Source organism: Pseudomonas putida (assembly GCF_001976065.1).
Taxonomy (GTDB): Bacteria; Pseudomonadota; Gammaproteobacteria; order Pseudomonadales; family Pseudomonadaceae; genus Aquipseudomonas; species Aquipseudomonas serbica.
Map to the genome: position 1 here is coordinate 531,633 of NZ_MNAH01000001.1, position 13,463 is coordinate 545,095.

A 13,463-nucleotide genomic window follows, 5' to 3' on the forward strand; every position below is an offset into this window, starting at 1 on the left:
GACCCAAGTTGAGGCCCTGCAATACAGTCGGGGCGTTCAACCTTCGTCCCTTTTTTCCCATTCTGACAGCCCTGCAAGTGTCCTTCCTGCGATGTAACCGAACGTCATGCCCGGCCCGAGGGTGATGCCACCGCTGGGGTAGAAACCGTTCATGATGCTGTTCATGTCGTTACCCACGGCGAATAATCCGGGAATCGGCGCTTCGTTATGGTCCAATGCCCGGGCAAAGGCGTCCGTGTGCAGCCCGGCGAAGGTGCCGAGGCTGCCAGGCACCAGCTTCACGGCGTAGTACGGTCCTTGCCGCAGGCTGCCAAGGGAAGGGTTGGGGCCGTGGAGAATCTCCCCCTGGTTCTGGTTGTACAGCGACTCACCGCGCCGGAACTGCGGATCGCAGCCTTTCTCGGCATACTGATTGAACGTGGTGACGGTGGCTTCCAGTTGCTGCGCATCAATCCCGCATTGGCGCGCCAGTCCCGTCAGGGTCGGGTCCTTGAACAGATAGCCCTTGCGAACATAGGACGCGGTCGGGAATGGATAGGGTCTGGACCAGCCCAGGCCATAGCGCCGCTGGGCCCGGTGGTCGCAGATCAACCAGGACACCGGGAATTCTCCCGGTCCGCAGGCATCGAACAGTGCGCACATATAGTCATGGTAGGAGTCTGCCTCGTTGACGAAGCGTCGACCATCCTGACGCACCGCGAGAAAACCTGGTTTGGCCCGTTCCATCAGATGGGGGAAGCCACTGAAACCTCCGTCCTCTCGCGGCACGCGAGAGACAGGTGCCCAGGCAGCGGCATGGGGTAAGTCGGATGCAACGCGCGCTCCGACGCTTTCACCCAAGCGTAAACCGTCGCCGGTATTGCCTTTGGGCGCAGCGCTCAAGTGTCCGGCGCCATCCGGGGCATGGGCGAACTGCCGGGCAATCCGCTGTCGATCATGGGGAAAACCGCCGCAGGCCATGACCACCCCACGTCGTGCGCGAATGTCGAACAGGCGTGCGCCGCTCTCGATACATGCGCCAACCACACGCTGATCCTCCTGCAGCAACTGGTGTACCGGCGTATCGGTCAACAGGCGGACGTTGCGGTCCAGTGCGCTTTTCATTAGCCGGGCGACCAATGCATTACCGTTTACCAGGTGCATGCTGCGGCTGTGGCACAGCAGGTCACGGGCATGGCGCAACAGGCGCCTGCCGGCATAGAGCATCGAGGGTGCAGATCGGGTCGCATTAAGCAAATGGTTGAGATCGGCGCCACCGCCAATACCCATTCCGCCTAGGCTGATGAGGTCAAGAGGACGCCGCAGCTTGTTAATCCAGGGACCCAGCCGACGACCATCGTACGGCAGGGCGCAGAGCGAGCGACCGCCTCTGGCATGGCCTTCGCTGGCATGAAAGTCAGGCATCCTGCTGCCGGAGAAAAATTGCACTTCGGTATGGAGCTGGAAAAATTCGACCATCTTCGGGCCTTGTTCGAGGAACATCTCCATGCGAGGGTCGAGCACATCACTGTGCAGTTCGTTGCGCAGGTAGATCTTCGCCTGCTCAAGCTCTTCCACTATCCCCTCGGCGACTGCCAACGGGTTGCGGGGGATCCACAGCCAGCCGCCCGACCAGGCACTGGTGCCGCCGAGTACCGGCTCTTTTTCCACAACGATGACGTCGAGGCCAAGCTCGGCGCAGGTGACGGCACAGGCCAGGCCCGAGGCGCCTGAACCGATGACCAGGACATCACAGATAAGGTCGTCGACATTGGTCGACGGCAAGACGCTCATGGCGACCTCCATTATTGTTTTTGTCGTTGGGGCTGGCCGCTCCCCTGTGGAAACGGCGCAACAGAACGATGGTTACTGCAACGGTGAAAAGTCGGTGGGGCGCAGCAAGCGCGACTCCAGCGTCACCACTGCGTCGAGCGCCTTGTTCTGCCGGGCAAAGTCCTGCCAGCGCGGATCGGCTGCCATGGCGTTACGCCGGGTCATGCGATCGTCGAGACTGGCATAGGCCCAGACGTGCACCACTTGGTTGACCTCACCGATTTCGGTGGTGAAGAAACCGACCAGGTTGCCCAGGTGCTCCTGCTGCACGGCCAATGCTGCGTTCTTGTACAGGGCCAGCCAGTCACCCAGGCGGGTCGGTTTAATCGTGTAGGTGCGCAGTTCGTAGTACATGCTGTTCTCCAGTGTGGGGTTGTTGGGTTGTGTTGCGGTCCAGACGGGCAGCGATATCACTGGCGGCGAGGTAACCGAAGGTGATGCCGGGGCCAAGGGTGATGCCGGGACCTGGGTAGGTGCCATCCATGATTGAGTTCATATCGTTGCCGGCGGCGTACAGGCCGGGGATCGGCGCGCCGCTGCAGTCGAGCACGTTGGCCTGGCCGTTGGTGACCAGTCCGCGGGCGGAGCCGAGGTCACCGGTAAACAGCCGGATCGCGTAGAACGGTGCCTTGTGCAGTGGCTTCAGGCACGGGTTTGGTCTGTGAAGCGGGTCGCCCATGTAGCGGTTGTAGGGGTTGCTGCCTTTACCGAACTGACGATCGACGCCAAGAGCTGCATCGGCGTTGAACTGCGCCACGGTCTGCACCAGGGCCGAAGCATCGATGCCAGCGAGGAGGGCCAGTTCGACGAGGTTGTCTGCGCGCAACAGGTAACCGGCGTCGATCAACGCGCTGTTATCGACCGGTCGCGGACGGGCCAGGCCCATGCCGTATCGGTTCAATGCTTCGCTGTCGCAGACAAGCCAGCAGGGCGCGTTGGCGCCGCCGTTGGCGAACATGCCTTCGACGAAGCAGTGGTAGGAGTCCGACTCATTGACGAAACGTCGCCCGGCACGGTTGACCGCGATCACGCCGGGTTTGGCCCGATCAGTCACCAGGTGCGGAAAACGCTCGAGGCTGCCGTCGGCTTTTTGCAGTACCGAAACCGGCGCCCAGAAAAAATTTGCCGAAAGTTTGTCGCCAATGGCCGCGTCGACCGAAGCGGCCAGTCGTTGTCCATCACCCACGTTGGCCGGTGGCGACATGCTCCAGTGTTCCGAGTCGGTCGCTGGCCGTTGTCCAGCGGCTTTGGCGCCTGCGGCAAATCCTCCCATGGCCAAGACCACGCCGCCTTTGGCAAATACCTTGCGGGTTTGCCCGCGCCAGGTGATTTGCACACCCGTTACGGTGCCCTGCTCGACAAGCAGCGTTTCGGGGGCCGCCTGCAGCCACAAGTCGACGCCATTGGCGAAGGCGGTGGTTGCCAGTCGTGCGATCAAGGCATTGCCCACGGTCAGGCGTGTGCCCCTCGGATGGTAGAGGCGATCCAGGGCATATCGGCCCATCAGTTTCAGGCAATGCCAGAGCGAATGGGGCGAGCGCTTGAAGCTGAGGAAGTGCTGGATGTCGACACGATTAACCATCATGCCGCCGAACAGCAGCATGCCGTCCGGAGGCCGCTTCAGGTCCTTGAAGTGCTCACCCAGCTTGCGTCCGTCGTACTCGTCGATTTCCAGGGCGCGACCGGTTTGCGTGCCGCCGGGCAAGTCCGGGTAATAGTCGGGCGACAGCGGCCGCAGGCTGTATTTGAGCTCGCTGTAGGTCTCGAGAAAACTCAAGGCTTCGCGACCGTTTTCGATGAAGGAGTCGATCAACTGTGGGTTATAGCCGGCACCGATCACTTGCTTGAGATAGCAGCGCATCTGGTCTGCGCTCAGGTGATGCCCGGCGACCCGGGCCTGATCGGTGTCGTGCAGCCAGATCGCGCCGCCCGAGATCGCCGAGGTGCCGCCAAAGGCTTCGGTCTTTTCCACCAGCAAGACCTTGAGCCCGCGGCAAGAGGCGGTCACTGCCGCCGCGAAACCGGCGGCACCGCTGCCCAGGACTATCACGTCGTAGGCCTGGTCCGCAGCCGCAGGGAGGGGGGTAGTCATGTTCATTGTCTATCGCCTGTCGAAGACACGGCCGCAGGTCAGATCTGCAGCGGTGTGACGCCCATGAAGTGGCCGAGGTTGCCCAGTTGCGCCAAGGCCATTTCCGGGCCGGTCTGAATCGGGCAACCACGGCTTTGAGCGAAGGCGAGAAACGGCGTCACGGCCGGCGAAGTCACGACATCGGCCACCAACGTCGAAGTTTGCAAGGTTTGCATCAGGGCGTGCGGCAACGGCAGCGGGCCTTCCTCGTTGGTGGCGCCCATGCCGACTGGCGAGGCGTTCACCACCAGATCGAAGTGCTCAAGCGAGGCAGGGTTGGCACTGATTTCGATCTCGGGAAAAGTATCGCGCAACAGTTCGCCGAGCATCTCGACGCGCTCTGCGCTCAAGTCGCTGATGACCAGATGACTGATCCCGGCCTGACACAGTGAATAAGCAATCGCACTGCCGACTCCGCCGGTGCCGATCACCAACGCCTGCTTGTCCTGCGGATTGAAACCCTGCTGGCGCGCAGCTGCGAGAAAACCTTCGCCGTCGACGATATCGCCCACCAGCCGGCCGTCGGCCTCGCGCCGGATCACGTTGACCGAGCCGAGCGCCGCCGAGCGCTCACTGACGCTGTCCAGGCGGCCGGTCAGCAGCTGTTTGTAGGGGACGGTGACCACGCAACCGCGCAGGTTTTGCCAGCCGCGCAAGGTCTCGATGAAGTTCTGCAGGGCGCTCGGCGCAAGGTCGATGGCCAGCATGGCAACGTTGTGCTGGTGTTCACCAAACCAGCAGTTGAAGTTTTCCGGCGATTTCACCTGGCTGACAGGTGAGCCGACGATGGCGACCAGTTCAGTCGAACCCTGGATCATTTGATGCTCCCGCTTATTGGCTGTGTTGTGGGGCCGATAGTGCAAGCGAGGAGGGAGGTGGACAATCAAGGTACTGGGTTTTCAAGTTGATAATCGCATGGTCAATGCGATAATCGCATTGTTTGCCTGAATAAGAGTCGCAGCCATGAAGCAACCCACCATCCATCAACGGGATTTGATCGTCGGTCTGCAAAAGGGACTGGCGCTGTTACAGCTGTTTTCCCAGGAACATCCGCGTCTGAGTGTGCCCGAGGTGGCGCGCATGGCCGACATGACCCAGAGCGCCGCCCGGCGTTTTTTGCTGACGCTGGTGCACGACGATTTCGCGCAAACCGATGGTCGCTTCTACTGGCTGACCGCCAAGACCTTGCGCATTGGCCAGGCCTATGTCGATTCGGCCGTGTTGCCGCGCATGCTGCGGCCGATCGTCGAGCAGGTGGCGCGAACGACTCAGGAGCATGTATCGGTGGGCATTCGCGACGGGGATGACATCGTGCATGTGGTGCGCAGCCGCTATAGCCACATTACCTCGATGTCGATTCGGCCGGGCTCACGTGTGCCGATGTATTGCACCGGCAGCGGCCGGCTCTGGCTGGCGAGCCTATCGGCGCAGGCGCTCGACGCGTATTTCGCACGCAACCCGCTACAGGCGATCACGCCTTACACCCTCACCGACGAAAACCGGATCCGCGCCGAAATCGCCTTGGCGGCGCAGCGTGGCTACGTACTGGTGGACCAGGAATATGAGGTGGGCATGCGGGTGCTGAGCGTGCCGTTGATTGATCGGGAAGGAGAGTTGCAGGCCACGTTGACGCTCACTACCCATGCGTCGCGAATGACTGTCGAGCAAATGCGCGAGCGTTATCTGTCGGCATTGTATGAAGGGCAGGCACTGCTACGGCCGATCATGACGCTGTAGGCATGGGAGACGACGTGCAGGACCGCGGAAAGAACCGCGTAGAACCAGCTGGCTTTGGCCGGAGCCTCCAAAAAAAGGCTATTGCGACGCTCGCGATGGCTACCGCTACACACATGATCGTCATCGACCAAAGTCTGTCGGCGCCACCGCGCAACGCGGCATTCCAGCTGGCATGCAAGAGCGCTGCGAAAAGTATGAGCAAGTTGATGTGATAGGGCATGCGCCATCCTGAGCAATTGGGCACCTTGACTAAAGCGAAAGCTGGCGACCTGTGCCTGCGATTCAATTCCTTTAGGACAAACGAAGTAGGCAACCGGCGAAGGGAACGCCGCGTCAAACAGTCCGAGCAGGCTGCCATTGCTTGGGATAAGTCTGTGGAGTAAAAAATCCATTGACAAGTGGTATTGAAATAAATAATCCATTGATTTACTCTCGATCCCACGTTGTACGAGATCAACCGCTGTTAGCACCTAAAAAAACAAACAATCGGGAGCAAACATGAAAGCGAAAGTGATGTTGGGATTGTTCATGACCGCCGCAGTTGCACTACCAGCCTGGTCAGCTGACTGGACGGTAGGTGCTAACGTTGGCAACGTGCCTTGGGAGTTTCAGGACGCCAAAGGTGAATTTGTCGGCTTCGAAGTCGATGTTGTCAAAGAAGTGGCCAAGCGCGCCGGAAAAAGCGTCGAGTTCGTCAACATTCCTTTCAACGGCCTGTTCAGTGCCGTGCAATCCAAACGCGTCGATATCGCTATTTCGTCGATCACCATCACCCCTAAGCGACTGGAGTCGGTCGCCTTCGCACAGCCTTATTTCGACAGCGACCAGTCTCTTACCGCGCTGACCACATCCAAGGTCAAGAGCCTGGCCGATATGGCCGACAAGGTCGTTGGCGTCGACACTGGCTCGACCGGTGACATGTGGATTGGCCAACACAAGGGCGAGTACAAATTCGCCGATGTCTCGCGTTATGAAGGACTATCGCCGGCCATGCTCGATCTGGCTTCCGGGAGAATCGACGGCTACATCAGCGACATTCCCGCAGTGCTCTACTACATCAAGGACAAGCCGCAATATTCCATCGTGGCGCGTATTCCTACCGGTGAACGCTACTCGTTGATGCACGCCAAAGGCTGGGGGATGAGCGACCAGGTCAACGACATAATCAGCAAGATGAAAGAAGACGGCACGCTTGGAACAATCCACAAACAGTGGTTTGGCGCCGAAGCCGATAAGGATTCGAGCACCATGAAGGTCGCCGCTGTTCTCAAGTAAGTCCTGCTGCTGATACATGCAAGTGGCGACGCCCGGTCGCCACTTGTATTGACCGAGGTATCCCATGGATCTTTTGCAGACATTTTTTAATTGGAACGTGCTCGTCGAGTCGCTTCCGCTGATGATGCGTGGTCTGGGCGTCACCATTTTGCTGGGGGTGGTGAGTATCGCCCTGGGCTTGGTGGGTGGGCTTTTGCTGGCGTTGTTGCGGTTGTACTCCTACGCACCTGTTCGAGCGCTTGCACGAGTCTACATCGATATCATGCGCTCCATTCCATTGCTGGTCCTGCTGGTACTCATCTATTACGCGCTGCCTTTTGTGGGTATCCGACTGTCCTCTTTTGCGGCCGCTGCCAGTGCGCTTTCGCTGGTCTCCTGCGCCTACAGTGCGGAGATTTTTCGGTCGGGCATCGAGGCCATTCCCCGTGGCCAGTTCGAAGCATCGGCTTCTCAAGGCATGAGCTTTTTCAACACCATGCGCGACGTTGTTTTGCCGCAAGCCATCCGCATCGTAATGCCGCCCATGACGAGCAATTGCATAAACGTCATGAAAGACACTGCGCTCGCCTCGGTGGTAGCGATGCCTGACTTGCTAAAGCAGGCGACCCAGGCACAGGCACTTGCTGCCAACCCGACACCGCTGGTGGGGGCTGCCTTGCTGTACTTGTTGCTGCTGTTGCCGCTGGTGCAGATGGTCAGTTGGGTTGAGCGTCGTAACGCCTCTGGAGGAAAAACCGCATGAGCACGTTGATCGACATCGAAAAACTCGACAAGTACTACGGCAATTTCAAAGCGTTGAGTGATATCAATCTGCAGGTTGAAGAAGGTGAAGTGGTGGTCATACTTGGCCCGTCCGGCTCGGGGAAGTCGACCTTGATCCGCTGCATCAATCTGCTTGAAGACTACCAGCAAGGCCATATCCGCGTGGCGGGTGAGCGGGTTGAAAACGGTCCGCGACTGGCCGCGATCCGCAGTGAAGTAGGCATGGTGTTTCAGAGTTTCAACCTCTATCCGCACCTCTCCGTTCTCGACAATGTGTCGCTGGCGCCGATCCGTGTTCGCGGTCTGAGCCGGCGTGACGCGCATGCGCGGGCCAAGGAATTATTAGTGAAGGTCGGCATGGGCGATCACGCGCACAAATACCCCAGCCAATTGTCTGGCGGCCAACAGCAGCGTGTTGCCATTGCCCGCACCATGGCTATGGAACCTCGCGCGATTCTGTTCGATGAACCGACTTCGGCGCTGGACCCGGAAATGGTTGGCGAGGTACTCGATGTCATGCAAAACCTCGCTCGCTCCGGCGTCACGATGGTCGTGGTCACTCATGAAATGGGCTTTGCCCGTCGGGTTGCCGACCGGGTGATCTTCATGGAAAGCGGACGCATTGTTGAGCAGAACATTCCTGAACCGTTTTTTACCGCACCTCAGGAACCTCGCACAAAAGCGTTCCTGCAGGCCATCTTGCATCATTGAATCCGGCTGGAGAAAGTAGAGTGAAATCTCTCGATGTTGATTACGTTCGCAAGCAATTTCCAGGTCTGGCCGATGACTATGCCTACATGGATAACGCCGGTGGTTCGATGGTGCTGAGCGCCGTAGCGGAGCGTGTCGTTAATTACATGCTCAACAGCAGCGTGCAACTGGGTGCGTCCTACCAACCTTCCGTCGACGCTGGCGAGCGAGTGATGCAGGCACGTCACTCGGTTATGCAGTTGATCAACGCCGAGCATCCCGAAGAAGTGATCATGGGCGGTTCGACCACCCACTTGTTGCAAATACTGTGTCGTGCCATCGCGCCGTCAATCGTTGCGGGCGATGAAATCATCGTGACCAATTGCGATCACGAAGCGAATATCGGCCCTTGGGTCAATCTTTGCGAAAGCCGCGGCGCGACCCTGCGCGTTTGGCAGGTCAACCAGGATAGTTGTGAGCTGGAGCTGGATGACCTGCAGGTCTTGCTCAATGACAAAACCCGTTATGTGGCCATGACCCACACCTCGAATATCCTCGGCTCTATCAATCCCGTCGCCGAAGTAGCACGACGTGTCCATGCGGTGGGCGCCAAGCTCTGCGTGGACGCCGTCGCTTATGCGCCACACCGACTGGTTGATGTCCAGGCCAGCGGTGCCGATTTCTACGTCTACAGCTTCTACAAAACCTTCGGTCCACACTTTGCTGTGCTCTGGGGTCGTCGTTATCTGTTGCTGGAGTTGCCGAGCCTTAACCATTTCTTTATCGGTCAGGAAGTGGTGCCCTACAAATTGCAGCCGGGCAACGTCAACTACGAGTTGTCATTCGGCTGCATCGGTATCACCGATTACCTGCTCGACATCAGTACCCGGCTTGACGTGCAAGGCAGCGAGCGCCAGTGCATGCAAGCTGCGTTCGACGCCTTCGAGGTGCAGGAAGATTTGCTCGCCGAGCGGCTGCTGGCATTTTTGCGCCAGCGTGAGGGCGTTCGGATCATTGGCAAGGCGCATACTCGAGATCGAGTGCCAACGATCAGTTTCGTGGTCGATGGCGTTCAGTCCGAGGCTATTGTGCGCAGGGTCGATGAGCACCGGATCGGCATTCGCTTTGGTGACTTCTATGCGCGGCGCCTTATCGAAGCCCTTGGGCTTGACCGATTTGGCGGGGTAGTGCGGGTGTCGTTGGCGCATTACAACACGTTGGAAGAAGTCGACCGTCTCATCTCTGCGCTGGATCAAGCAATCACTGCGTTGCGTTGACAGGCGCACACACTTCTAATTTTACGAGCCTTCACTATGGCCTTACCTGAAACCCTTGCAGAGCTGCGTGACTGTATATCGGCCCAGCACGAACAACTGACCGGTCGTCTGCGCGATGCCGCTCGTTACCTGATAGACAATCCGCATGAGATCGCACTCAACACGGTGGCCGAACTGGGTAAGCGTTCGAGCATCGCGCCTTCCGCTTATATTCGGCTGGCTCAGGCCCTTGGCTTTGCAGGGTTCAAGGATTTGCAGCGGTTGTTTCGCGCACCATTGCAACAGGTTGCCGACACTCATAGCGAGCGCATTCGGCACTATGGCGGTGAGACGTTGCTGGAGGACCCGAGCGACGTCGGCGGGATTCTGCGTGAATTCAGTCAGGCCAATATTGTGTCACTGGAACACCTGGCCGAGGGCGGCGAGCAGGCCAATATCGAAGCCGCCATCGCCCATCTGCAAGTCGCGCGCACTACCTTCGTCATCGGCATGCGCCGTGCCTTTCCGGTTGCCGCCTATCTGAGCTACGCATTGAGTCGTGTGGGCCGGCGCACCGTGCACATCAGCGGTGCGGGCGGCACGTTGCCGGAGCAGGTCAGCGCCATTGCCGATGATGATTTATTGATAGCCGTCAGCTTCCCGCCGTACGCCCATGACACCGTTGAGGCTTGTCGTCTGGCGCGGGCCGCAGGCGTCACGCTGGTAGCGATCACCGACAGCGTTCTGAGCCCAATCGGGCAGATGGCTGACACCGTGATCGAGGTCAATGACGCCGAGTTATTGGGGTTTCGCTCGCTCACCGCTTCGTTCTGTATTGCGCAAACCCTGGCCATGGGGCTGGCCTTCAGCGAGTGGCAATCGGACAGCACCTTTAGCCATGACCGGCTGAAAGATATCGACTGCTAAGTCGCGACTTTCGCCAGGTACTTATTTAACCAGTCACTTCAGGAGAATATCCCGATGGTTTCACCTGCACGCGATTTAGTGGGTTACGCAAGACAGCGACCGCAAGGCACCTGGCCGAATGGCGCACGTTTGGCCATCAGCCTGGTGATCAACTACGAAGAAGGTTCCGAACGCTCGCTGGCCATGGGCGACCCGGACCAGGAGTCCATGACTGAATGGGGTAGCTATTCAATACCAGACGGCACACGCAATCTGGCCATGGAATCGATGTATGAGTACGGCTCTCGAGTCGGTATCTGGCGAATCCTGGATATTCTCGATCAGCAATCGGTTCGCGCAACTTTTCATGCATGCGCAGTGGCCTTTGAGCAGAACCCTGATGTGGCTCGCGCCGCGGTCGCGGGTGGCCATGAGATTTGCAGTCACGGTTATCGCTGGGAGGAAGTGTTTCGCCTGACCGAGGAACAGGAGCGTGAGCACATACGCCTGGCAATCGAATCGTTCGAGCGCACCTGTGGTAAGCGTCCCGTTGGCTGGTATTGCCGCTATGGCGCCAGCGTCAACACCCGTCGCCTGGTCGCTGAAGAGGGCGGTTTTCTCTACGACTCCGATGCCTACAACGACGATGTTCCCTACTTTGTCGAGGTCGAGGGCAAGCGTCATCTCGTGGTGCCTTACACCGCCGACGTGAACGATTTCCGCTACTGGAATTCTCCGGGTCTTTCCCAGGCATCGGACTTTTTCGAGTACATGAAAGAAAGCTTTGAGGTCCTTTATGAAGAGTCGGCTGAAGGGCCGCGCATGATGTCGATCGGGCTGCATCCACGCATGGTGGGCCGTCCCGGGCGGGTAAGGGCGATCAAGCAATTCATCGAGTATGCCAGGCAACACGGCGGTGTCTGGTTTGCTACGCGCGAAGAAATCGCCCGTGCCTGGCTTGAACGAACTTGATTGAAGACACGCGCCGCCTGATCGGCTGGGGGTTACTTCTGGAAGAGGCCTGATATGCAACCTTTTGATACGGTGATTCGCAACGCCCGCGTGGTAACCGCCGCGGACACGTTCACCAGCGATATTGGTATTCGTGATGGGCGCATCGTCTCCCTTGGCCTGGACCTGGCGCAAGGTCACCAGGAGATCGACGCGGCAGGCCGGCATGTCACCCCCGGTGGCATCGACAGCCACGTGCACCTTGACCAGCCGACTGGCGACGGCTCGGTGATGGCCGATGACTTCTTCAGCGGCACGGTCTCGGCGGCCTGCGGCGGCACCACCACCGTCATCCCGTTTGCCTGCCAGCAGAAGGGCGAAAGCCTGCGCTCTGCCGTCGATGACTACCATCGTCGGGCGGGTACCAAGCCGGTGATCGATTATGCCTTCCACTTGATCGTCACCGACCCCACCCCGCAGTTGCTGCGTGAAGAACTGCCGGCCTTGATTGCTGAAGGCTATACATCGTTCAAGATCTACATGACCTACGATGCGCTGAAGCTGGGCGACCGGGAGATACTCGAGACGTTGTCGGTCGCGCGTCGCGAGGGTGCCATGGTGATGCTCCATGCCGAGAACAGCGATTGCATCGCCTGGCTTACCGAGCGACTACTGGCGGCCGGGCTGACTGCGCCGCGCTACCACAGCGCGTCGCGGCCGATGCTGGTGGAGCGCGAAGCGACCCATCGTGCCATCGCCCTTGCCGAGCTGGTGGACGTGCCGATCCTGATCGTGCACGTGTCGGGTCGCGAGGCCGTGGAGCAGATACGCTGGGCCCAAAGCCAGGGGTTGAAGGTGTACGCCGAAACCTGCCCGCAGTACCTGTTCCTGACCGCCGACTCGCTGGGGTGTGACGACAGCTTCGAAGGTGCCAAGTGCATCTGCAGCCCGCCGCCGCGCGATGCCGCAAACCAGCAGGTAATCTGGGATGGCTTGGAGAACGGCTTGTTTCAGATTTTCTCGTCAGACCACGCACCCTTTCGCTTCGATGGCCCGAATGGCAAGAAGGCCCACGGTGAAGAGGTGTCGTTCGACCAGATCGCCAACGGCATTCCCGGTGTCGAAACCCGCATGGCACTGCTCTGGTCCGAAGGCGTGCGCAGTGGGCGCATCACCGCGCAAAGCTTTGTTGCGCTGACCTCCACTAATGCCGCCAAGATGTATGGGTTGTATCCGCGCAAGGGCAGCATCGCTATTGGTGCCGATGCCGACCTGGTGATCTGGAACGAAGGTGAGTCGGTACACCTGTGCAACGAAATGCTGCACCACAACGTCGATTACACGCCTTACGCCGGCATGACGCTGAGCGCCTGGCCGGCCATGACCCTGTCTCGCGGTGAGGTGGTCTGGGACGGCGAGCCGCGCGGTCAGGCAGGTCGCGGCCGGTTTCTGCCGTGCGAGCGCCCGGCGCCCGCGCAACTGCGCCGACGTAAGACTGAGTTGCAATTGTGAGTGCGGTCGCGCAGGTGGCCGCCATCCTGATTCGCGGTTGGCGTGAGGGGCGCCAACAACCGCCAACCCTGGAGCTGGCTAGCGAAGCCGAAGCCTATGCCGTGCAGCACCAGGTAGCGGATGTCCTCGGCTGGTTCGCCTCCGGGCCGCCAGCGGCCTGGACGGCGCTCCGGGAGGGCTGATCAGTGCCGCCGGGGTATCGGCAATGGCGATACACCCGTCGAGTTGGCAGGTTCCGCAGGGCGATGCCTTTGGGGATCGAGGCCGAACTGATCGTGCGCCTGTCGCGCGACCTCGACCAGAACACTGATCTGGCCATGGCCTGTGTGGCACGCGCTGGCCGCAGGGCGATCAGGCCGCGCCACGGCTTCGGCTGGCCGACCAGCAACTCAATCGCGAGCCAACGCGCACGCTCGACAGAAGCCTGGTGA

The 13,463-nt window shown here is 59.7% G+C and carries 14 protein-coding genes and 1 pseudogene; 10 read left to right on the plus strand and 5 right to left on the minus strand.

Annotated elements, in window-relative coordinates; genetic code table 11:
* Positions 1 to 36 precede the first annotated feature (36 nt).
* The 4 genes from BKX96_RS02430 to BKX96_RS02445 all read right to left on the minus strand — a co-directional run bounded on the left by BKX96_RS02430 (position 37) and on the right by BKX96_RS02445 (position 4,761).
* On the minus strand, positions 37 to 1,773 hold the full coding sequence (locus BKX96_RS02430) for an FAD-dependent oxidoreductase (RefSeq protein ID WP_077182575.1): 1,737 nt from the start codon (positions 1,771 to 1,773) through the stop codon (positions 37 to 39).
* 72 nt (positions 1,774 to 1,845) lie between these two features.
* Complete coding sequence (locus tag BKX96_RS02435) at positions 1,846 to 2,166, minus strand: NIPSNAP family protein (RefSeq protein ID WP_077182576.1); 321 nt, start codon at positions 2,164 to 2,166, stop codon at positions 1,846 to 1,848.
* Positions 2,135 to 3,910 carry an FAD-dependent oxidoreductase gene (locus BKX96_RS02440; RefSeq protein WP_143512379.1) on the minus strand — a complete coding sequence of 592 codons (1,776 nt, stop codon included), beginning with the start codon at positions 3,908 to 3,910 and terminating at the stop codon, positions 2,135 to 2,137. Before BKX96_RS02440 ends, BKX96_RS02435 begins: the two co-directional genes overlap by 32 nt.
* Positions 3,911 to 3,942: 32 nt before the next feature.
* Positions 3,943 to 4,761: a shikimate dehydrogenase family protein gene (locus BKX96_RS02445; RefSeq protein WP_179092118.1), complete on the minus strand. Its 819-nt coding sequence runs from the start codon at positions 4,759 to 4,761 to the stop codon at positions 3,943 to 3,945.
* 145 nt (positions 4,762 to 4,906) lie between these two features.
* Between BKX96_RS02445 and BKX96_RS02450 the strand changes: the two genes are divergently transcribed.
* A complete protein-coding gene (locus BKX96_RS02450; protein ID WP_077182578.1) occupies positions 4,907 to 5,680 on the plus strand; it encodes an IclR family transcriptional regulator domain-containing protein in 774 nt (257 codons plus the stop codon).
* Here BKX96_RS02450 and BKX96_RS33060 read toward each other — a convergent pair.
* Positions 5,656 to 5,900: pseudogene (locus BKX96_RS33060) on the minus strand (EamA family transporter); the annotation flags it as partial. The gene BKX96_RS02450 and the pseudogene BKX96_RS33060 overlap by 25 nt on opposite strands.
* A gap of 278 nt (positions 5,901 to 6,178) precedes the next feature.
* Here BKX96_RS33060 and BKX96_RS02460 point away from each other — a divergent pair.
* The 9 genes from BKX96_RS02460 (at position 6,179) to BKX96_RS33075 (ending at position 13,463) form a co-directional block, all read left to right on the plus strand.
* On the plus strand, positions 6,179 to 6,955 hold the full coding sequence (locus BKX96_RS02460; RefSeq protein WP_077182579.1) for a transporter substrate-binding domain-containing protein: 777 nt from the start codon (positions 6,179 to 6,181) through the stop codon (positions 6,953 to 6,955).
* Positions 6,956 to 7,019: 64 nt separating this feature from the next.
* Positions 7,020 to 7,697 (plus strand): amino acid ABC transporter permease, encoded by a 678-nt coding sequence (locus BKX96_RS02465; RefSeq protein ID WP_077182580.1) that lies wholly within the window; start codon positions 7,020 to 7,022, stop codon positions 7,695 to 7,697.
* Positions 7,694 to 8,428 (plus strand): amino acid ABC transporter ATP-binding protein, encoded by a 735-nt coding sequence (locus BKX96_RS02470; protein WP_077182581.1) that lies wholly within the window; start codon positions 7,694 to 7,696, stop codon positions 8,426 to 8,428. Before BKX96_RS02465 ends, BKX96_RS02470 begins: the two co-directional genes overlap by 4 nt.
* A gap of 20 nt (positions 8,429 to 8,448) precedes the next feature.
* A complete protein-coding gene (locus BKX96_RS02475; RefSeq protein ID WP_077182582.1) occupies positions 8,449 to 9,684 on the plus strand; it encodes a cysteine desulfurase-like protein in 1,236 nt (411 codons plus the stop codon).
* Between the two features lie 36 nt (positions 9,685 to 9,720).
* Positions 9,721 to 10,590: a MurR/RpiR family transcriptional regulator gene (locus BKX96_RS02480; protein ID WP_077182583.1), complete on the plus strand. Its 870-nt coding sequence runs from the start codon at positions 9,721 to 9,723 to the stop codon at positions 10,588 to 10,590.
* A gap of 54 nt (positions 10,591 to 10,644) precedes the next feature.
* A complete protein-coding gene (locus tag BKX96_RS02485) occupies positions 10,645 to 11,541 on the plus strand; it encodes an allantoinase PuuE (protein ID WP_077182584.1) in 897 nt (298 codons plus the stop codon).
* 54 nt (positions 11,542 to 11,595) lie between these two features.
* Positions 11,596 to 13,032, plus strand: coding sequence for a dihydropyrimidinase (gene hydA, locus BKX96_RS02490; RefSeq protein WP_077182585.1), 1,437 nt, complete (start codon positions 11,596 to 11,598; stop codon positions 13,030 to 13,032).
* Positions 13,029 to 13,214: a hypothetical protein gene (locus BKX96_RS33070; RefSeq protein ID WP_256721371.1), complete on the plus strand. Its 186-nt coding sequence runs from the start codon at positions 13,029 to 13,031 to the stop codon at positions 13,212 to 13,214. The genes hydA and BKX96_RS33070 overlap by 4 nt, the downstream gene beginning before the upstream one ends.
* A 63-nt stretch (positions 13,215 to 13,277) precedes the next feature.
* Positions 13,278 to 13,463, plus strand: coding sequence for a hypothetical protein (locus tag BKX96_RS33075; protein ID WP_256721372.1), 186 nt, complete (start codon positions 13,278 to 13,280; stop codon positions 13,461 to 13,463).